This window comes from Algoriphagus boritolerans DSM 17298 = JCM 18970, from assembly GCF_900108085.1.
GTDB lineage: Bacteria > Bacteroidota > Bacteroidia > Cytophagales > Cyclobacteriaceae > Algoriphagus > Algoriphagus boritolerans.
Genome location: NZ_FNVR01000002.1, coordinates 97,026 through 118,330, shown reverse-complemented (window position 1 = coordinate 118,330; position 21,305 = coordinate 97,026). Strand labels below are relative to the sequence as shown.

Here is a 21,305-nt window from a genome sequence, read left to right as displayed (position 1 = left end):
TGTATTTCTATGTATTTCTCATCTCCCATATTTCATTCTTTTCAAATACCAAGGAATAGCCCTATTTCCCTTACTTTTGCCCCATGAATTACCTTTCAGTTGAGAATCTCAGTAAGGCTTTCGGGGAACGAAAGCTTTTTTCAAATATATCCTTCGGCATTTCCCAAGGTCAAAAAATAGCACTTGTCGGCATCAACGGCGCTGGAAAGTCCACCCTGATGAAGATCATCATGGGTCAGGAAATCGCCGACACCGGCCAAGTCGGCATCAATCAGTCGGTTAAAATCGCCTACGTCCATCAGAACCCGGTGTTTGAGGGTTCGCTGAGCATCTATCAGACCATCTTTGACCAAAGCAACAGTGAAATCCTAAAGGTGATCGAGGACTATCACAAGGCACTTTTGGACTCCGAGCATGGGATTGACAACTCGGATAAGATGTCTGACCTTTTTGAGAAAATGGATGCATTCCAAGCTTGGGATTTTGAATATCAGGTGAAGGAAGTGCTCGGAAAACTTGGCCTGCATGACACCGATCTACCTGTTGGCACGCTCTCAGGAGGTCAGCGAAAGCGAGTTGCGCTAGCAAAAGCTATCCTCGAGAAACCTGATTTGCTTTTACTTGATGAACCTACCAACCACTTGGACTTGGAGACGATCGAGTGGCTGGAGGATTATTTGGCCAAGGCCAACCTTTCACTATTTATGGTGACTCACGATCGATACTTTTTGGAGAAAGTCACCAATGAAATCCTCGAACTCGATCAGGGCAAAATCCACCGCTATCAAGGCAATTATGGCTATTTCTTAGACAAGAAAGCCGAGCGGATGCAAAACGAGGACATCGAAATCGAGAAAGCCAAAAGTCTCTATAAAAAAGAGTTGGACTGGATTCGCCGTCAGCCAAAAGCCCGTGGTACCAAAGCCAAATACCGTGTCGATGCCTTCGAGGAAACCAAAGAAAAAGCCTTTGCCAAGCGGGAAGAGCGGGATATTGAGCTGACAGTTTCTACTCAGCGGCTTGGAAATAAGATTCTCGAAATCGACAAAATCTCTAAAGCGTACGGAGATAAGACCCTTGTTAAAGACTTTTCTTACGTATTCAGAAAGAAAGACCGTGTAGGAATAGTCGGGCCAAACGGTGCCGGAAAGACGACTTTTCTGCAAATGATCACGGGCTTGAATCAACCCGATTCAGGTAAAATTTCTGTGGGTCAAACGACGGCTTACGGCTATTACCGTCAGGAAGAAGACCGATTTGATGAGGAAAAGCGCCTGATCGATGTGGTAAAAGAAGTGGCTGAAATTGTGACTTTGGATAAGGGTCAGACGATTACGGTAAGCCAGTTTTTGACCCAGTTTGGCTTTCCACCCAAGCAGCAATTCACCCCGATCGCCAAAATGAGTGGCGGGGAGCGCAGACGCCTTCAACTCTTGATGGTCTTGATCAAGAATCCGAACTTCCTGATCCTGGATGAACCTACGAATGATCTGGATTTGATGACGCTGAATATCCTGGAGGAATTTTTGGACACCTTTCCTGGCTGCCTAATCATTGTCTCTCACGACAGATACTTCATGGATCGCTTGGTTGAGCACTTGTTTGTGTTTGAGGGAGAAGGAAAAATCCGTGATTTTCCGGGGAATTATACGGATTTCAGGGAATGGGAAAAGGAGAATGAAACTAGTAGCAAGTATCAAGACACAAGTATCAAGACTCCAGAATCGAGTATCGAGAAGCAAGAAACTAGAGTTGAGAAGTCCGAGGCTACACCCAGGGTAAGGGCGAGCTTCAAGCAAAAGCAGGAGTTCAAAAAGGTGACGGAAACGATGGCAAAGCTGGAGGCTGAAAAGGCTAAAATATCCGAAGAAATAGCTGCCGGAATTTCCGATGTCAACCAATTGATGACCAAATCCAACCGCCTTCAGACCATTGACAAGGAACTTGAGGAGTTGGAACTGACTTGGTTGGAACTGAGTGAATTGGAGGGGATTGAGTAAAGTTTCGCCGCTACGACACAAAGGTTTATCGAAATTTAAGAAATAGGGTAAAAGTAGGTTTGGATTAACTTATGTTTTTATAGATTCGTTAAATAGCTTATCTTAAACTAATTAGAATAGAAATTATGGAAACTTTCGTCATTGAGTCCAAAAATCCAGAAGATTCCAGAGCAATAAAGGCGTTTTTGAAATCCCTTAATATAAATTTCAAGTCTTCCAGTTCCATTTCTATAGATTCTTTGGAAATAGCGAATGGAATCGCTGAAGGTTTTATAGAAGCTAAAAAGATCGAATCGGGAGAGAAAGATGCGAAAAGTTACTCTTCATTTAAAGAATTAATGGATAAGCTATAAGCTAGTTCCCACTTCCAATTTTTTGAAAGAACTAAAAAAGCTTAGAAAGAAATATGCCTCAATTGAATCTGATCTGGAAATTTTGGGAAATCAACTTTTTAAAAATCCTCAATTGGGAGTAGAAGTTTACAAAAACTGCTAAAAGATCCGATTTTCGATCAAAAGCAAGGGTAAGGGGAAAAGCGGGGGAGGCAGGTTAATAACTTGGGTGAAAGTGGAAAAAGAACGAATCTACCTACTTTCAATTATTGACAAATCAGACAAGGAAAATGTAACCGACCAATATATCAAAGCACTTTTGGAGTCCTTGGATAGTTGAGAGTGTTTCAAATTGAAAACTTTGTGACTTTGTGGCAAATTTCAAACCCTTCCCTTCAAAAAATCCTGCCGTAACTCCTCCGGAAACTTCTCAATAAGGAGTTACTTTATCCTTTAGCGATTCGAAAATTTGCTCAGTCAACAAACTCATTTGGTGAATATTTCCAGCGCTTTTTGAATCAACCGATCCACTGTTTTATCAGCATCGGGATCAAATTGCTTCAAAGGTCGATTCGCTACGATGGCATTTAGGCTTAAAATTTGATGACCTAAAAGTTCTCCCATGGCATAATAGCCTGCTGTCTCCATTTCGAAATTGGTCAGTCTTTTACCGTCAATTCTTAGCGAAGAAAGTCGCTCAATCATCTGATCATATCGTGGTTTTAATCGCACTTCTCTCCCCTGAGGCGCATAAAATCCCGGACAGGTTAGGGTTACACCTTTCACAAAGTTTTGGTCAAGCTTTTCAATAAGACTAACCGAAGCAGAAGCTTGATAGGGTAGAAATGAAAGGCCTAACTCCGCCTGAATAGCCTTTGCCAAGCTTTGATCTCCCCTCAATTCTGGATAGTAAACCATCAAGGTATCCATGCCGATCGCTATCTCGGATGCCAACAAGGTCCCAACTGGCAAATCGGTCTGCATGCTACCTGAAGTCCCCATTCGAATGATCTGAAGGCTTGTTTTCTCAGGTTTGATTTCCCGGTTTTCCAAATCCACATTAACCAAAGCATCCAACTCCGTCATCAGGATTTCGATATTGTCCGTACCCATTCCGGTACTTATGCAAGTGACCTTTTTGCCATTTTTCAAACCGGTATGCGTGACAAACTCCCGCTTGCCCATCTTAAAATCAATCTGATCAAAATACTTTGAAACCAAATGGACTCGGTCTGGATCTCCTACAGTAAAAACAAGTGAAGCCAGATTTTCTGGCTTCAAATGCAGATGGTAAATGCTCCCGTCAGGATGGATGATTAACTCAGACGCAGGAATTTTCTGATTTTCCATGAATTTTTTTGTTGAGTTCCTTTTCTGGCCTACGGTGAAGACCCTTGTAAGGATTGTATCCGTTGGTATTTTTTTGATAATAGCCGGTCCCATCGTAAGGTCGCTTGTCGGGGTTCTCTTTGCACTCAACAGAGCAAGCGCCGTCCAGTTCCCAACCGCATTTTTCACAGATCGGGAGATGCTCGTTGCAAGTAGGATTGGCGCAGTTGACCATGCGGTCACTTGCCATGCCACACACGTGACATTTAGAAATAATGGTTGGGTTTACCTTGTTTACTTCTACAGCAATTCGATTGTCAAAGACGTAACACTTGCCCTCGAAATCTTCACCACCAGCTTCCATTCCGTATTTGATGATGCCGCCATGAAGCTGATACACATCTTCAAAACCTTGCTCTAAAAGGAATGCTGAGGCCTTCTCGCATTTAATTCCTCCGGTGCAATAGGTTAGCACTTTCTTGTTTTTCAGGTGCTCCAGCTCCTTTACTTTCTCAGGAAAATCCCGAAAATTGTCAATATCAAGCGTGATCGCATTCTTAAATCGCCCGAGTTCGTGCTCATAATTGGAGCGAACATCCAGGATTACCACATCCTCCTGATCTTTCAGTTTTTTGAATTCTTCAGGCTCGAGGTGCTTTCCTGTTTTCACATTTGGATCCAAGTGGCGAAGTGCAGAGTGTACAATTTCAGGCTTGTACCGCACATGAATTTTGGTAAACGCATGCTTGTCAAAGGAGTCGATTTTGAATTCAGTCTTGGCAAATCGAGGATCGGCGTGGATATAAGCCATGTACTTTTCACAGTCCTCGATAAGTCCAGAAACTGTACCGTTCAGCCCTTCATCAGAGATAATGATTCGGCCACGGATGTTGTTTTCGACGCAGAACAGGTGATGTTCTTCCCGATATTCCTCGGGATTATCAATTTTTGCGTAGCAATAGTATAGCAGGATGCTATAAGGCTTGTTTGTTGTTGTTTCCATAACTAATGCCCTGTTTCGGCAGGGTGTTTGGTATTTGTTTGATGTCCGATGCTGGATGACCGATGTTTTACTTCATCATTCGATATTCAACATTCAGAATTCAATATTCAACTTAATTTTTTTTCTACTTCACTCGAACAATGACTTTGATTTCACTAAGTCCTCGTGTTTCTTAAATCGTACTTCTTACTTAATCTTCGCCGCTGGATTCCCAAAGACTGTTTCATTTTTTCCAACGGAACCTATTACGACCGAGCCTGCGCCGACTCGAGCGCCTTTACCAATTGTTACACCAGCCACGATAGTGACTCCGGAACCGATAAATGCCCCTTCCTCGATCGTCACATCAGCATTTACTATCGATCCGGCACCGATCTGGACAAAGTCACCAATCACTACGTTGTGATCAACGATCACGGCGGTATGGAAGATGCAATGACTACCCACTTTTGCGCCGGCACCAATGGTCACTTTGGCATTGATAAAGTTGCCGTGACCCAAAGCTGCATCTGTGGAAATGTAAGCACGCTCATGAATGGCGTTTACCGGCTGGACCTTTCGGTTTTCGACCAGCATTTCGACAAGAAATTTGCGGTATTTCACATCGTCCACTGCAACGAAGGCTTCCGTCTTTTTCCCGATCAGTTTCAAAAAACCTTCATCTTCAGGATTTCCCAAAATCGGAATATTATTGATTTCTGTTCCATAAAGGCTCTGATCCTCATCCAAAAAGCCATAGACGATGACTTGATTGCTGTTGAAAATCTCAAGTGCGGGATGAGCGATTCCTTTTGCTCCCAGAATGATCACCGGTTTGTCCATGAATTCTATTGGTTTTGGCCTGCAAAAGTACGGGAAATGACTCGCTTACGCAAAGCTTCATTTGGATTGGGAAAGCGAAGCACGAATGGATAAGCGTATAATTATCTCTCAAAAAAATCGGATGAGGAACTTTTGTCTTTAACCCTTTTGATTTAAACCATTAAGGTTATTTAGGAAATTAAGAACCGATGATTGCCATCAATGAATAAAAACAGTCAAACCTCAGGATTGAACAAAATCCTTAATGTCCTTAATTCCTTCATGTTGAATTTTTTGTTTCGGTCAGTGGAGACACTGACCTAGGCTATGCTACGTCTCGCTTACGCAAAGCTTCATTTGGATTGACCCTTGAGGAGACTTTGTCCGATTTTGCAGGAAAGGCATTTCTGTGGCTGACAATAGTTGCGAAAAAGACCGATCATGCCTTGCGAGTCAAAAGCATTTTCAGCTTTCCAACCTTTCTCCCCATACTTTCGGATGATGAAATTATTCTCTGCAGGAATCGTCTGCATCAGGTCAAAGCAGCGCTCCTGCCACTCTGACTGCTCAAAGTATCGACCGTACGCAAACCAAAGCGGAATCACAAAGTTGATAATCAATAGCTCCAATGAACTGCCTGAAATGCCCTTGGAGGCGATTTTTTCGGTAGGCTTAGCAAAAGAATAATGATACTTCCAATAGTCGGATGGCGGAACTTGAAGGAGTTTTTTAAAAACTGAAAATTCCCGACTGTCTTCCATCACGGCTTGCAGCAAGTTTGGTGCTTTGGAAAGAATTGCTGCCAATTGCGCAATTCGTAGTGTCGGAAAATTAGTAGGCCGAGCACCCATGAAGGTCCAATGCTGACGGAGCATGTTTGTGGTGAACCCGAACTTTTTCTGATAAAAATTATACTCAGAAATCAAATGCTGAACGTAGGGTTCATCGCTTTTTTCGGGCAAAAGTCCGGCTTGACCCAAGAGCATCGCTTCCAATGCCGAAACCTGCGTCCGGTGTTTTTGAAGGATTTTATAGGGAACCAAAGCTGCCAATTCACCCATCGGCTGACTGTTGATTTTGAATCCAAAGCAAGTGAACAGCCAACGATAAGCAGTTTCTTCCCAATCACCTTTGGTTTGATCCAGGATTTTCAATATCATTTCTGATTTCTCCTGAAGCCGCTCCACCAGGGCTTTTTCAAGTGCCGAAAATCGAATGATTTCCGGAACCATACCCAAGGCATGGGCACAGGGTAGGTCGGATTTGAAATCGAGCAGTTGCTCATAATTTCTCCAGATTTCAAGATAGATTTTGCCTTTGAGCTCGATAGTTGGAAGTGGAGTTCCATCATTTCGTAGGACTTCCTGATCATTTTCCCAAACCACGTGAAGAATGACGGAATTGTATGCCGGATCGCCGCCGTGGGCATGCTGCTTCCATTCAGAGGCCAGCCGGTGAACTTCCACATGTCCATGAAGGGAAACGCCATCCAAGACCACTGTAGCATCTCTGAAGTCCGGACCTTCGCTTTGGTTGTGAAAGCCAACATTCATAATCTGTACGTTCTGACCATCTGTGGTCAACAGCGATTTTTTGTCGAAGTACTGATACTTCCAGACCAGCTGTAAAAAATCCTCTTTGAAATTCATAATTCCCAAAGACTAAAAGTTTATGGAATTTAGAGAATTCAGAAATAGAAGTCAAGGCTTGATTTAGGCAAACCCTCCAAGGGTTCGAAACCCTTGGAGGGTTAATCGTAGATCAAAGATACTTCTCCAACAGCACCTTCATCTCTTCCTGCAGCATTTGCGCTTCTTTTCTCGCAGCTTTCCCAAAGTCTTTCTCACCAGAAGCATAGATTATTCCCCGACTTGAATTGACCAAAAGTCCACAGGTCGAGTTCATTCCATATTTCGCGACTTCCGATAGGCTACCGCCTTGGGCACCGACTCCCGGCACCAAAAAGAAATGATCAGGTGCAAGTTTCCGCACTTCTCCGATCAATTCTCCTCGAGTTGCTCCGACAACATACATCAGGTTTTCGGGACTTCCCCATTCTTGGCTTTTTTCCAGCACAGACTGATATAGCGGTTTGCCATTTTGGTCTTCGATTAACTGGAAATCAAGCGAACCAATATTTGAGGTCAAAGCCAATAGGATCACCCATTTGTTCTCAAATTCCAAAAATGGCGTTACGGAATCCTTTCCCATGTAAGGTGCCACAGTGATCGAATCAAAATTCATGGACTCAAAAAATGCCTTTGCGTAGAGTTTGGAAGTATTTCCGATATCTCCCCGCTTGGCATCGGCAATGGTGAAAATATCCTTGGGAATGAGCTCAGTTACTTTCGCCAGCGTCTCCCAACCTTTAGCTCCTAAGGCTTCGAAAAAGGCAATGTTGGGCTTATAGGCCACTGCAAAGTCCGCAGTTTCTTCAATGATTTGCTTGCAAAAAGAAAAAATCGGATCAGGTTCAGACAACAAATGAGCGGGAATTTTCTCCAAATCCGGGTCAAGACCGACGCATAAAAAGGATGATTTTTTCTGGATTTGGGAGAAAAGCTCGGCTCGGGTCATGTTTTTTTGAATTTAGGCAAAGGTAGGGAAAATGGCATTTAACCATTTCCCCCTATTAATCTAATCTTTTGTAAAATTCCCATCAACCCAATCGCATTGGCATTTTCCGACAGCGGAAATTCTTCTTTTCCTGCATAAACCAAGAATCGATGGGTGGCTTCCACATCTTCTGCAGCGATCGAAAAGCCCTTGGACAGCTTGGGACTAAGCGTTCGCTTGATCTCGATGGCCCAAAGTTGGGAGCCCATTTGAACTACCAAATCCAACTCTGCTCCGGCAGAGGTTCTGTAAAAACCATAATCTGCATTCTTGGGCAAAACCGACAGGATATGCTCAATCACCAAGCCTTCCCAGCTAAGTCCTGCTACAGGATGCGCCAGTAGATTATCCATTGAACTGATCTGCAAAAGTGTATGGACGATTCCCGAGTCTCGGATATAGACTTTCGGACTTTTCACCAATCGCTTCCCGACATTACTCATCCATGGTCGGATGGATCGGATCAGCAAAAGATCTTCCAGCAGCTCCACGTAGGATTTGACCGTCGGTGAACTCAGATCCAGACTTGCCCCAAACTTGGAAAAGTTGATCATTTGCCCCTGCTCATGAGCAAGCATTGTCCAAAGCCTGCGTAACCGATTTGTCGGCACAAACTGTGCGATTTGAGGGATGTCTCTTTCCAGATAAGTCGTGATGAAGTTTTGCCGCCAAGTCATACTTGCCCGGTCCGAACTCGCTAGAAATGAATCCGGAAATCCACCGCGAAGCCACAGCTTTTCCATGTTTTTTCCCTCATCTCCGACTTCCAAAATGGTGAAGCCAGGAAGCTCTTCATAGGCGATTCGACCAGCCAGTGATTCTGAAGATTGGCGTATCAGCTCCAGCGAAGCAGAACCCAAAATCAGAAACTGACAGGCTCGAAATCCCTTTTTCCTTCTTCGGTCGATGAGTCCCCGCAGGACAGGAAACATATCCGGCATCCGTTGGATTTCGTCCAAGATGATCAGCTTTCCTTCGTGAAGGTCAAAGTATTGCTCCGCTTCAGCGAGTTTAGAACGGTCCGATGGGTTTTCCAGATCCAAGTAAATGAACTCTTGATCAAAATGCTCCGCCAGGCTTTGCGCAAGCGTAGTCTTCCCAACCTGCCTGGATCCCAGGATAGCAATAGCCGGGAAATCCGGCATCAGTTCTTCGAGTTTATGGAAAAGTAATCGCTTAATCATCCTTGCAAATTTAAAATTTGATTTTAAATTTGCAAGGATGATTTTTTATAAAAGTGTTGAATTACAAGTTTTTATGATTTTTTAGATAAATCAACTTTAATAAAAGATCCAACCAAAGAAACAGCTGCAGAGATCAGAAAAAACAGTAAACTGAAAGCAACCGCAACTGTCTCCTCTATGCCTGCATAAGCATGCGCATAGACAAAAACCAACTCACGGGCACCGACACCGCCAATCGTCAGCGGAAGCACTGCCACAATAGAGGATAGTAAAAACACCAATTGGTAAGCAAGAATATTCTCGGTAATCCCAAGGGACTTTAAAATAAACCAAGCACAGATGAGCTGTGCGATTTGTCCGGCAAATGACCACCCATTGGCAGGCCAGAATGAGGGCAAAAAGTCAAGAAAGAAGAACTTTTGTGCCAGCCAAAAAGCGGGAATGGTCAAGAGCAATCCAGCAATCATCAGTCCGTTCCAAAGCTGACTTTCCAGAAAATCCAATTGGATATCTACAATCAAAAACAAACCAAAAAGCAGGAAAACAATCGCCACCAATCCTCCTAATCGATCCAACAAGGCCGATTGAATCAACTTTTTTACAGGAGTTTTAAAGTGTTTGTTGAGTAGGTAAACTTTGTAGCCGTCACCACCGATACCTCCCGGAAGAAAGAGGTTGTAAAACATCCCGATCAGGTAGAGTCGCCAGTTTTGGTTTTCGGATATCTGTAATCCGATATTTTTAAAATAAAGGTTAAGGCGAAAAGCTGTGAAAACTTTGCTTGCTACAAAAAGTAGAACTGCCGGAATCAACCAGATCCACTGAATGGTCTTGGTAATCTGCCAAAGTTGCCCGGTATCGATTTTTCGAAAAACCAAGTACAAAGCCAATCCTGTCAGCAACAGCTTCAGGGCAGTTTTGAGCTGGTTTGAAAATCCCTTAGATCCGTCTTTCACCTAACTAATTAATCTTCACCGTTTACTCTTACCGGATCACTTTCTGGAATTAAATCAGGTCTAGCAACTACGCCTTGATAAATCGCCTTCACCGAGTACGTCTTTTTATTCTGAGACTCAAAGTAAGTTCGGACAATGATCTCCGCGATGATTCCCGTGGTGATCAATTGAATTCCTCCCAATAGCAAAATGAAGCCCACAATCATGATCGGTCGACCCCAAATATCCTCTCCCATGATTTTGATTACCAGCAAGTAGAAATTGATCAAAAAACCTAAAACTAAAGCCATTAAGCCCAATCCACCAAACAGGTGAATCGGCCGCTGAAAGTACTTTTGAAAGAACAGCATCAAGATCAGATCGGCCATGACCTTGAAAGTCCGGCTTAGTCCATATTTCGACGTACCATGAATCCGTGGATGATGCTTGACATCTACTTCCGTCATTTTTGCACCCTGCTGCTTAGCCAAAACCGGGATAAATCGATGTAATTCACCGTAAAGCCCCATGTTTTGCGCAATCTCCGCTTTGTAGACTCGCAACGTACAGCCGTAGTCATTGAGATATACTTTGGTCGTATTGCGGATCACCCAATTGGCGATTTTACTGGGAATTTTTCGGAGGACAAAACCGTCTTTCCGCTTGGCACGGCGACCAGCCACGACATCCCATTCCTCATCTATTGCTTTATTGAGCATGAAAGGAAGATCAGTAGGATCATTTTGCAGATCTCCATCCATGGTGGCGATGTACTCCCCGGTTGCCATATCTATCCCGGCTGCCAATGCAGTCGTCTGGCCGAAATTGCGATTAAAAATAATCAGCTTCGTCCGCTCATTCGCATACTTTTTTACTTCTGCCACCGTCCGATCCGTGGAGCCATCTTCGATCAAAATGACCTCGTAATCTATCTCAGCAAGCGCTGCGTAAGTCGCGTCCAAAAGTGGCTTGATGTTTTCTTCTTCGTTGTAAATGGTAATGACAACGGACAAAAGTGGCTGGCTCATAAGGTAAAATTTGGTCAAAAATACCGAATAAACCTTCCTGCAGCAAAAAACACCGAATTAGCTTTTAGCCGCAAAAGGAAATTTGGTATGAAAAAGCCCAATAAACCTATCTTTGCGCCATGATTTCCCAAGAATTGCGAATCAATCCCTGGATCCTCATGCTCGCCTTTACCGTACTGGTAGGGCCATTTGCATTGAATTTTCACATGCACTATCCGGATGAGATTTTTTATCGGGACGCAGCTATCAAAATGCTGCAAAACAATGATTACCTCACCACGTATTTGGGTAGCGGGGAGCTGCGATTTAAGAAACCGATTTTGACTTATTGGGCCGTTTTAGCGGGATTCAAGCTTTTTGGAGTCAATGAATTCGGCTCCAGGATTTTCTTTTTACTGGCTGGGGCAGCAACTGTTGGACTGACTTTCCTTTTAGCCAAAGTCCTGTTTCGCAATTCCAAAATTGCCGGGATTTCAGCTTTGATTATGGCTGCAAACCCTGTTTTGATCCTCTCTTCAGGCAGATCCATTCCGGATGTCCTGTTGGTGATGACCATGACTTTGAGTGCGGTTGGTTTTGCAGGATTACTTCGATATGGTAATGAAGCGCCAAAAAAATACACTTGGATCATGTATTTGGGTTTAGCCTTAGCTTTCGAAGTAAAAGGACTTCCAGCGGCTGCTTTGGGCGTTTTGGGAATTATTTATCTTCTTTTTAATCCTTGGAAACGAGTTTCTTGGAAAACACTATTAAATATCCCGGCTCTGAGTGTCAGCATTTTTATTGCGCTTTTTTGGTTTGTGGCCATGTGGAAAATCCACGGACCAACTTACCTCGATAGCTTTCTGGAAGATCAAGTCGGCATACGCGTTGCGTCAAGGCTATTGTTGATTTTTCAAAACGGACTTCTTGCCTATGTTTTACTGATTGCCATGTTTATTCCCTGGGTTCTTTTAGCTATTCCTAGTTCTAGGATAGTTATTTCCCAGTGTTGGAAAGAAAATGCTACCTTTTTTGGCTTCGCGATTCTTTGGGGCTTGGCTATTCTGGCAATGGGCGCTATGACGAGTAAGTTTTATGAACGCTATTTACTTCCTGTCGCACCGGTACTTGCTGTTTTGCAGGGATGGATCTTGGTTAGAGGAGAATTTGAGTTGAGAAAAATCGGCTCAAAACTAGCTTCAATCCTATTTCTGTCTCTTTCTGGAGTTGTTTTGATAGCGGGAATTTGGCTTGGGGTAAAAGGGGAAACACATTGGTCTGTTTGGATTCAGATTGGCTTGGCATTTCCGATTTTTGGCTATCTGATTCTTTTAACCAAGAAAGAAGCAAAGCTACCAAAAGTGATCACCTATGCTTTTTTGTTAATTTTCTTTTTACTTTCCACCGTCACTTACCATATCTCACTTCCGCATCAGGGTACTCAGGTCAGAGATTTTATCCAGAAATCAGGGATAGATTCCCAAATGCTGATTGCCTTTGTAGGAAATCTCGACGCAGGAAGCAAAATCCGTATGAGCCTAGGTCCGGAATTTCATCTTATTGATTTACCTAAATCAAGTTGGAAAGAAAGGGTAAACGAGTATCAACGTCTTATTATCGAAGATAAATTTCTCGATTCCTTAAGTATTTCAGAATTTGAGGTGGGCCAGGCTTCGGTTAATTGGGACTCGAAGCAAATTCCTGAACTCCTAAAATCATACGGAAAACCTGAATTTGATCCTTTGTTGAATGCAACCGGTAAAAAGTATTTCTTTTTGCAACGAAAAAAGTCTTCTGAAAAGTCAAAATAAAAACCCCCAGTTTCCTGAGGGTTTTGGTTAATTATTAGAGGGTTTACTGTTTAACCAGCACCACTTTCTCTTTGTATTTTTTGATTTGTCGTCTCAGTCCTTCGATGGCTTCATCGGCAGCTGCTTCAAAGGAATCATCCTGATGCTTTGCAAAAAACTGTTTCCCGGGCACATTCAGTTTGATTTCGACTATTTTATTCTCATTTCGTTCGTTTTTATCAATTCTCATAAAAACCTCCCCATCGATGATTCGGTCATAGTAGGTGTCCAGTTTGTCCGCTTTTTTCTGGATAAAGTCGATCAATTTGCGATCCGCGTCAAAATGGATGGAGTGCATCTGCAGTTTCATAATGATTTGCATTTAAGTGGTTGAACAATTGATTTATTTACGCTTTAGGATGTGCCTGTTCAAACACAGCCTTCAGTTTTTCCATGGAATTGTGCGTGTAAACTTGAGTCGCCGCCAAGCTGGCATGCCCAAGAAGGTCTTTCACGGCATTGAGGTCGGCACCTTTGTTGAGTAGATGAGTGGCAAAGGTGTGCCGGAGCAAATGCGGGCTTCTTCGCGAATTCTGCGCAAAAAGATCCAAATAATGTCTCACAATCCGGTAAATCATCATAGAATAGCTTTGCTTTCCCCCATTACTCACAATAAAGTAGGCATTCCCGTCTAGTTTTGAAAACCTTTCCTCAAATACTTTTTGGTACAAAATGATATTCTGTTTTAGCTTTTTTGTGATAGGAATTATTCGCTCTTTTTTTCTTTTCCCTAAAACTTTCACTTGGTCCTCAATCAGATTTAGATCGGCCCACCTCAACCCGTTGAGCTCCGACAGACGGACGCCGGTCAGATAAAGGAACTCCATCACCATGCGGTCCCGCTGCCCCTCAAATGTGGGTTCATACACGTTCTCATCTAAAACGGCCTCAATGGTCAATTCCTGTACAAACTCGGGTAGTTTTTTGGCGTTTTTAAGGGATTTTAACTTATAGGTAGGATCAGAGGCGATGAATCTCGACCGAAGTAAAAACTTAAAAAAAGATCGCAATGTGGCAATTTTCCGGTTGACAGAAGTGGTCGTCAGCCCTTGCTCTACCAAGTCGATCACCCAGGCACGAAGCTCAGCATGAGTACATTGACTCAGGTCATGTAGTTCAAATGAAATTCTGACAAACTCCAGCACCTGCTCCAGATCGGTGCGATAGGCTGTCACCGTGTGAGTACTACTGCGTTTTTCGTATTCGAGGTAATTGATAAATGAGTCAATCATCACTCAAAAGGTAGCAGAAAAACTGAAAAATATCGGTGACTTTGGTCAGAGATTAGAAACAAAAACGCACTTACCTTTGTGAGCAAGTGCGTCTGTATTTGGAATCAAATGTGATTACTTCATCTCTTCGTCACGAAGATGTTGCTTGTAAGCAGCTTTGATGACTTGTGCTCTTCTTACGATAGAGGGCTTTATAAAAGCCTGACGGGCTCTGAGTTCGCGAACCGCACCGGTTTTGTCAAACTTCTTTTTAAAACGCTTCAGCGCTTTTTCGATGGACTCGTTCTCTTTTACGTTTACAATGATCATAGTATACACCCCCTTTCGTGGCTGCAAAGGTAGGAGAATAATTTAAAAATTGGAATAATCGAAAATTTAAAAATTGTGAGGTGCTGTTGGGAGGTCTAGGAGTCATTGAATTAATAATGGATAGAGATTAAAACCACTCAAACTAAATATTTAACCCCCCCCCAATAGAATTTGACCGATAATCAGATTTACAGCAAATTTCTTAGGTGATTTTTTGGCATTCAACTTCTCATTTTCTAGCTTTAACTAAGCTAGCTTTTTAATAAATCTTTTATCTAAACAAAAAATGAAATGAAAAAAACGATGTATTTAACCCTGGCCGTACTGGGTATGGTCTTGGGTAGCTTTGCGGTAGTGCAGCCGGTGAAAGCACAAGGTGGACCATGTGGTCCCGAAATTGAAAGTGGAGATTGTACAGTTAAAGAATGCGGTGACTGCCTTTATATCTCATGTCCGGATGGAGATAGTGTTCAATGCTAATCAATTAATTATTGACATATGAGGCCTAAAGAAAATTTGATTTTTTCTTTTTTAATTATAGGAATGTTTTCCTGTAATCCAAGAAATGAGATCCATGAATATCCAAAGTTAATTGACATAGAGTGGATAGATTCTTTGGAAGTTATTGAGAAAAACGAGTTCTTTAACGGAAGCTCTGATGTTCAATTAATTGGAGATAGTCTTTTGGCTATCTCCAGTTTTTTAACTCCTGGTGTTTGGTTTATAGAGCTAGATAGCGGAGAAATAAAACATAGAATCGCAGATAGAGATATCATGAATATCCCGCTATTCCCAGCTGGTATTCATAGTTTCAAATTTCCAATCTTACAAATATTAGACCCAAGACAAAACACAATTTTCGTTTTTGATGTTTTTCAAAAATCACTACTACAAAAAATAAAATTGAGTCTTCCTCCAAATAAAATGGTCAAAACAGTCGATTCCTTTTTTTGGGTGGATAAAGACTATTACTATATAGAACTCTTTCCTTCATTCCTTAACCATAATGCACTTGAATTTTATTCTGAGGTAGATGAATTGGTAGGGGTATTTGACAAGAATGGCAAAATGGAAAGCAAATTTTTAAATTATCCGAAAGAATTAAAAGAACTAGAATTCCATATCAAACCATATCAAACATTCGCTCAAAGTTACAACCCAGACTATCCTCTTAAAATCGCGTTTCCGGTATCTGGAAATGTCCTCGAGTTTAAGGACATATCGGTATCCAAGGGGATTGAGTACTCAGGTATACCAAGAAAAAGCAGGTTTTTTGATTTTTCCCCGGCTCGCCTTGAGAAAGAGTTCAATTCAGAATTCCAGAAGCACTGGCAAGTTCCCAACTCTCACTTTTTTAAGAAAATAGTAGAAAATGAGAAATATCTAATCATACAGACAATTATGAGGAATAACGATAATTTAGAAAAATATGAAGCAAAAAGCCATCTCTTCATTTTTGATAAATATAATAAGGATTGGTCTGAATCCTCAAATCCCGTGAATATTAATCGAATGGGATATTTAGCCGGAATCATTAATGAAGAGTTAATCTTTTTTGAGGGTAGCCAGAAAATAACCCAAGAAAAATACATCAAAAGGGCGGTACTGAAGCCTATTGAGGATTGATAGATTCTAAACTTTTCCAAAGTTTACAAACTTTGGAAAAGTTCTACTGCTAAAACCAAAAAAGTCCAACCCTTGCGAGTTAGACTTTTTTTATTTTGAATTGGAGCTTTAGTCGATTACTTTCTCAGCCAATACCACAATCACGTTGTCTTTTACCTCTACTACTCCCCCATCCACGATGAAGGACTGCTTTCCCTCCGCTGTAGTGAAAGACACAGCCCCTTTGGCCAAAGCCGACACGATCGGTGCGTGATTATTCAACACCTGAAAGGATCCATCAGCACCAGGGAAACTGGCCTCTGATACTTCTCCCTGAAATACTTTCTTCTCCGGTGTGACGATTTCTAACTTCATAGATGTTTGGTTATTGAGTTATTAGATTAGGAGCTATTGGTTTCTAAATACTTGTATCTACCAATACCTAATAACCATTAACTAATTTATCTTACTTCGGCAAGCATTTTCTCACCCTTAGCGATGGCATCATCGATGCTACCTACCAAGTTGAACGCTCCTTCCGGAAGGTGATCCAACTCGCCGTCCATGATCATATTGAAGCCTTTGATGGTGTCTTTGATATCTACCAACACCCCCTTCAAGCCAGTAAACTGCTCGGCAACGAAGAAAGGCTGAGATAGGAAACGCTGCACACGTCTCGCACGGTGTACGACTTGCTTATCCTCGTCAGAAAGTTCTTCCATACCCAAGATCGCAATGATATCCTGCAATTCTTTGTAACGCTGAAGAATCTCTTTCACTCGCTGTGCACATCCGTAGTGCTCATCACCCAAGATGTCTGGAGAAAGAATTCGTGATGTAGAATCCAACGGATCCACCGCAGGATAAATACCCAATTCGGAAATCTTTCGGGAAAGTACAGTAGTAGCGTCCAAGTGAGCGAAAGTCGTTGCAGGAGCCGGGTCAGTCAAGTCATCGGCGGGCACGTAAACCGCCTGTACCGATGTGATCGAACCGTTTTTGGTAGAAGTAATACGCTCCTGCATGGCTCCCATTTCGGTAGCCAACGTCGGCTGATAACCTACCGCCGATGGCATACGTCCCAAAAGTGCAGACACTTCAGAACCTGCCTGTGTGAATCGGAAGATATTGTCAATAAAGAACAGAATGTCTTTTCCCTGACCTGTACCATCACCGTCACGGTAATACTCTGCAAGCGTCAAACCGGTCAAAGCCACTCGTGCCCGTGCTCCGGGAGGCTCATTCATCTGACCAAACACGAAGGTTGCTTTAGAGTTTTCAAGCTCTTTCAAATCAACTTTGGAAAGATCCCATCCACCTTCAGTTTCCAGAGAGTGGACAAAGTCTTCTCCGTAAGTCACGATGCCTGACTCGATCATTTCCCGAAGCAGGTCATTTCCCTCACGGGTTCTTTCACCTACACCGGCAAATACGGATAGCCCTGAATAAGCCTTTGCGATGTTGTTGATCAATTCCTGGATCAATACCGTCTTACCTACCCCGGCACCACCGAAAAGACCGATTTTACCCCCTTTTGCATAAGGTTCGATCAAGTCAATTACTTTGATACCGGTATAAAGTACTTCGGTAGAAGTAGAAAGGTCCTCAAATCGAGGCGCGGATCTGTGGATTGGAAGTCTTTTGCCGGCAGGGACTTGAGGAAGGCCGTCGATTGCCTCTCCTACCACATTAAAAAGTCTTCCTTTGATGGCTTCGCCAGTTGGTACGGAAATCGGTTGACCCAAATCCCGCACTTCCATGCCACGTACCATCCCTTCGGAGGCATCCATTGCGATGGTTCTTACTCTGTCTTCGCCAAGGTGTTGCTGTACTTCCATTACGACTACCTGACCGTCTTCTTTGGTCACTTCGAGTGCGTCAAGGATGTTTGGCAGCTTACCGCCTTCAAAGGAAACGTCCACCACGGGGCCGATTACCTGAGTTATCTTTCCAAAATTTGCCATTTTTGCTTGAAATGTAAAAAGGATCCGCTTTTTTTATTCGAGCGCAAAATTAGGCAGAAAAGCCTAATCCCAAAGGATATTTGGAAAATTAATCCTGAGCATGAACTGATTCATTAATTCTTTGGAGAGGAATTGCCAATTCACTCGTCTTTTTGTAGGGTTAATTTCATTCCGGAATTACAAACCAATAATCACAAAACTGACCTTTCAACTCCAAAACAGATTAAACTAAGAAAATAGAAATATTTTTCACCCTGCTCAACATCCGTTTGAGGAGGTGTTAATTCATTGAGGAGCAACAGCTGATCAATAACGTAAACCAAAAAAATAACAAAATTTTTTAGCTCCTTCTATTTGGATTGAATCCAAATAAAGATACTTTTGCATTATTATTTATAATTGATCTTAATAATGGCTAGACTGATTTTTGCTTTTCTCCTCCTCTCATTCTGGGCTTGTAAATCACCCGAAACTCAAAATTCTGTTGAAGAATCGCGAAAAATAATAACTGCCGGAGGAACAATTACCGAGGTCGTGCATGAATTGGGTTTTGGAGATCAAATCATCGCTACAGATATTACCTCCACCTATCCGGCATCAATGCAACAATTGCCTTCGATCGGTTATAGAAATCAGATTAAAGCTGAAGGCATCCTTGCCCAAGCGCCTGATCTGGTTTTGATTGAAGAAGGATATCTCAATCCCGACGTGGTCGAGCAGCTCAAAGCAGCCCAAGTGAACATTCACATTTTTTCAAAACCACTCAGCGTGGACGGCACTAAAAAACTTGTTACCGATTTGGCTGAGCTATTTGATTCCGCCGTAAAAGGCCAGGAAATCAACGCTTCTATCGACCGGGATATGGAAGAATTGAACACCTACTTAGTTTCGCAGGAATCCATGCCCAAGGCTGTCTTTATCATGGCTCGAGGTCCTGAGACTGTATTTATTGCGGGAGAAAAAACCTTTGCCAGCGAAATGTTCAATCTGGCCAAAGTCGAAACGGCGGCAACTGGATTTGATGAATTTGCCCCCCTGACTCCTGAATCACTGGTATCCATGAATCCTGATTACCTGGTCTTTTTTGAATCCGGTATCCAAAGCCTTGGAGGCAAAGATGGCGTGAAAAAAATTCAGGGAATAGATCAAACCACTGCCTATAAAGAAGACCAAATCGTAGCATTGGACGGATTGTACTTATCCGGATTTGGTCCCCGCGTAGGGAAAGCCGCATTGGAACTTGCAAAATCAGTCAGAAAGTAAAGTAATAACATGATCTCAAATTTGAATCATACAAAAGTCCAAAGTCAGAATCTAACTCTTATCGGGTTTGGGGTTGTGCTGATCGTGGTGCTCTTGACCTCCCTTTCTTTGGGAGCCTATAGCATTCCTTTTCCACAGACTCTGGCTATTTTGTTTGATTATATCGGGTTAAAGCTTGGGACTTTTGAAGTGCAGCAGGCAAACGTACTGCTTCAAATACGGCTGCCCCGTATTATTATGGCAGTTGTTGTCGGAGGTGGATTGGGTATCGCCGGGGCTGCTCTTCAGGGCATGTTCAGAAATCCCCTCGTCGAACCAGGATTGATTGGGGTAAGCAGTGGTGCTGCCCTCTTTGCTGTTATTTTTATCGTGTTGGTACCTGTGGCTTCTTCTTTGGCTTGGATCAGACCACTTGGATTACCGCTTTTTGCATTCGTTGGAGGCTTGATTAACGTGCTGGCGGTGTACAGTCTGTCAAAATCCCAAGGAAGAAATGACGCCGCCACCCTCATACTGGCAGGGGTTGCGATCAATGCCCTGACAGGAGCGCTCATTGGTTTGGTATTGTTCTTTGCGGATGATTCCGCCTTGCGCAATTTCACTTTCTGGAGTCTTGGAGATCTGGCAGGAGCCAATTGGAGCAAAATTCCGGTCAGCATGATTCTCATTTCGGTCCCATCCATACTGTTGCTATTGAATTCCCGTCAGCTCAATGCGTTGGCTCTTGGTGAGCAGGAGGCTTTTCACATGGGCGTGAATGTGCAGCGGGTCAAAATCCAATTGCTGCTTTTCAGTGCTTTGATCGTAGGTACGGGGGTTTCTATGGCCGGAATGATTGGATTCATCGGTCTCGTGGTGCCTCATTTGATCCGGATTTTATTCGGGTCTGATCACCGACTAGTACTTCCCGGTTCATTTCTCCTAGGTGCAATTCTATTAAACTTTGCGGACCTGATTTCCAGAATTGTCGTCATTCCTGCAGAGATGCCTATTGGAGTGATCACCGCATTGATCGGAGCACCGTTTTTTATCTGGCTTATTTTCAACCTGAATAAATCCAAAAACTGATGTTGAAAGCTTCCAAGGTACATTTCTGTGTGAAACAAAGACCGATTGTAGAACAGATCAGTCTGGAAATCAATCCGGGAGAAATTCTTGCCGTCTTGGGTCCCAACGGAGCAGGAAAATCAACTTTTTTCAAAATCCTCTCAGGTGAAATCAAATGCAAACATGGCAACGTCGGCTACAATGGTCACAGCATCGAGTCTCTAAAGCCAAAAGAACTTGCCGCAATTCGGGCAGTAATGCCGCAGCATTCTCAGGTCAATTTCCCTTTTACCGTTCAGGAAGTAGTGGAATTGGGCTTGATCAGCACAAAGTCAAATGATCCGGTCAAACTCATAGCGGAAGTTTTGGATGCTACCAACACCTCTCATTTAAAAAGCCGAGTTTTCAATAGTCTTTCAGGGGGTGAAAAACAGCGGGTTCAACTGTCCAGAGTATTGGTTCAAATCTGGGAGACGAAGCCATTTCCACGGTATCTGTTGTTAGACGAACCTACCTCTAGCCTTGATATTGCTCAGCAGCATGCGGTACTCAGCATCCTTCAGACTTTGAAATCAAGGAATATTGGAATATTGATCATCCTGCATGAGCTCAATTTGGCTGCTCAATACGCGGATAAAATTGCTTTGATCAAAAATGGAGCGATGACCAAAATGGGAATTATAGAAGATGTCTTAAATGAAAAAATTTTAGAAAATGTTTTTGACCATCCTATCCGCTTGATCCAAAATCCCGCAACTGGACGATTAATTGTCGCTTCCGGTGCGCATTCTTATTCAACTTTAGCCACATCAAAACAAGCCTAAC

At 42.8% G+C, this 21,305-nt stretch carries 19 protein-coding genes; 6 read left to right on the top strand and 13 right to left on the bottom strand.

The window, feature by feature from the left end; translation table 11 throughout:
* Positions 1-83 precede the first annotated feature (83 nt).
* Positions 84-2,000: an ABC-F family ATP-binding cassette domain-containing protein gene (locus C4S61_RS02600; RefSeq protein WP_103923244.1), complete on the top strand. Its 1,917-nt coding sequence runs from the start codon at positions 84-86 to the stop codon at positions 1,998-2,000.
* An 818-nt stretch (positions 2,001-2,818) separates the two neighbouring features.
* Here the strand turns inward: C4S61_RS02600 and C4S61_RS02585 are convergent.
* From C4S61_RS02585 to C4S61_RS02550, 8 genes are all read right to left on the bottom strand, one after another.
* Entirely contained in the window at positions 2,819-3,682 is an 864-nt protein-coding gene (locus C4S61_RS02585; protein ID WP_103923242.1) for a nucleoside phosphorylase, read from the bottom strand.
* Positions 3,654-4,664: an oxygen-dependent tRNA uridine(34) hydroxylase TrhO gene (trhO, locus tag C4S61_RS02580; protein ID WP_103923241.1), complete on the bottom strand. Its 1,011-nt coding sequence runs from the start codon at positions 4,662-4,664 to the stop codon at positions 3,654-3,656. The genes C4S61_RS02585 and trhO overlap by 29 nt, the downstream gene beginning before the upstream one ends.
* Positions 4,665-4,850: 186 nt before the next feature.
* On the bottom strand, positions 4,851-5,486 hold the full coding sequence (locus C4S61_RS02575; protein ID WP_103923240.1) for an acetyltransferase: 636 nt from the start codon (positions 5,484-5,486) through the stop codon (positions 4,851-4,853).
* A gap of 332 nt (positions 5,487-5,818) precedes the next feature.
* Entirely contained in the window at positions 5,819-7,114 is a 1,296-nt protein-coding gene (locus C4S61_RS02570; protein ID WP_103923239.1) for a DUF2851 family protein, read from the bottom strand.
* 112 nt (positions 7,115-7,226) lie between these two features.
* Complete coding sequence (gene pyrF / locus C4S61_RS02565) at positions 7,227-8,042, bottom strand: orotidine-5'-phosphate decarboxylase (protein ID WP_103923238.1); 816 nt, start codon at positions 8,040-8,042, stop codon at positions 7,227-7,229.
* Positions 8,043-8,080: 38 nt separating this feature from the next.
* On the bottom strand, positions 8,081-9,265 hold the full coding sequence (locus C4S61_RS02560; RefSeq protein WP_103923237.1) for an ATP-binding protein: 1,185 nt from the start codon (positions 9,263-9,265) through the stop codon (positions 8,081-8,083).
* Positions 9,266-9,336: 71 nt separating this feature from the next.
* Entirely contained in the window at positions 9,337-10,221 is an 885-nt protein-coding gene (locus C4S61_RS02555; protein WP_103923236.1) for a lysylphosphatidylglycerol synthase transmembrane domain-containing protein, read from the bottom strand.
* A gap of 8 nt (positions 10,222-10,229) precedes the next feature.
* A complete protein-coding gene (locus tag C4S61_RS02550; RefSeq protein WP_103923235.1) occupies positions 10,230-11,228 on the bottom strand; it encodes a glycosyltransferase family 2 protein in 999 nt (332 codons plus the stop codon).
* Positions 11,229-11,347: 119 nt separating this feature from the next.
* Between C4S61_RS02550 and C4S61_RS02545 the strand changes: the two genes are divergently transcribed.
* Complete coding sequence (locus C4S61_RS02545) at positions 11,348-13,021, top strand: ArnT family glycosyltransferase (RefSeq protein WP_103923234.1); 1,674 nt, start codon at positions 11,348-11,350, stop codon at positions 13,019-13,021.
* Positions 13,022-13,064: 43 nt separating this feature from the next.
* On the opposite strand, the gene hpf is transcribed toward C4S61_RS02545, so the two are convergent.
* The 3 genes from hpf to rpsU all read right to left on the bottom strand — a co-directional run bounded on the left by hpf (position 13,065) and on the right by rpsU (position 14,601).
* The gene (hpf, locus tag C4S61_RS02540) at positions 13,065-13,370 is read right to left on the bottom strand and encodes a ribosome hibernation-promoting factor, HPF/YfiA family (protein ID WP_103923233.1); all 306 of its coding nucleotides are present in this window, start codon (positions 13,368-13,370) and stop codon (positions 13,065-13,067) included.
* Positions 13,371-13,407: 37 nt separating this feature from the next.
* A complete protein-coding gene (locus C4S61_RS02535) occupies positions 13,408-14,292 on the bottom strand; it encodes a tyrosine-type recombinase/integrase (protein WP_103923232.1) in 885 nt (294 codons plus the stop codon).
* Positions 14,293-14,406: 114 nt separating this feature from the next.
* Positions 14,407-14,601: a 30S ribosomal protein S21 gene (gene rpsU / locus C4S61_RS02530; RefSeq protein ID WP_103923445.1), complete on the bottom strand. Its 195-nt coding sequence runs from the start codon at positions 14,599-14,601 to the stop codon at positions 14,407-14,409.
* Between the two features lie 498 nt (positions 14,602-15,099).
* Between rpsU and C4S61_RS02520 the strand changes: the two genes are divergently transcribed.
* Positions 15,100-16,227 (top strand): hypothetical protein, encoded by a 1,128-nt coding sequence (locus C4S61_RS02520; RefSeq protein ID WP_103923230.1) that lies wholly within the window; start codon positions 15,100-15,102, stop codon positions 16,225-16,227.
* Positions 16,228-16,335: 108 nt separating this feature from the next.
* Here C4S61_RS02520 and atpC read toward each other — a convergent pair whose 3' ends face one another.
* Together atpC and atpD are read right to left on the bottom strand one after the other, a co-directional pair.
* Complete coding sequence (gene atpC / locus C4S61_RS02515; protein WP_103923229.1) at positions 16,336-16,581, bottom strand: ATP synthase F1 subunit epsilon; 246 nt, start codon at positions 16,579-16,581, stop codon at positions 16,336-16,338.
* Between the two features lie 86 nt (positions 16,582-16,667).
* A complete protein-coding gene (gene atpD, locus C4S61_RS02510) occupies positions 16,668-18,170 on the bottom strand; it encodes a F0F1 ATP synthase subunit beta (RefSeq protein WP_103923228.1) in 1,503 nt (500 codons plus the stop codon).
* A gap of 411 nt (positions 18,171-18,581) precedes the next feature.
* Here atpD and C4S61_RS02505 point away from each other — a divergent pair, with 411 nt between their 5' ends.
* From C4S61_RS02505 to C4S61_RS02495, 3 genes are read left to right on the top strand one after another with little or no spacing between them, the layout of a single operon-like run.
* Positions 18,582-19,433 carry a heme/hemin ABC transporter substrate-binding protein gene (locus tag C4S61_RS02505; RefSeq protein ID WP_103923227.1) on the top strand — a complete coding sequence of 284 codons (852 nt, stop codon included), beginning with the start codon at positions 18,582-18,584 and terminating at the stop codon, positions 19,431-19,433.
* 21 nt (positions 19,434-19,454) lie between these two features.
* Positions 19,455-20,501 (top strand): FecCD family ABC transporter permease, encoded by a 1,047-nt coding sequence (locus C4S61_RS02500; protein WP_235009772.1) that lies wholly within the window; start codon positions 19,455-19,457, stop codon positions 20,499-20,501.
* Between the two features lie 29 nt (positions 20,502-20,530).
* Positions 20,531-21,304 (top strand): heme ABC transporter ATP-binding protein, encoded by a 774-nt coding sequence (locus C4S61_RS02495; RefSeq protein WP_407640569.1) that lies wholly within the window; start codon positions 20,531-20,533, stop codon positions 21,302-21,304.
* Position 21,305: the final 1 nt, after the last annotated feature.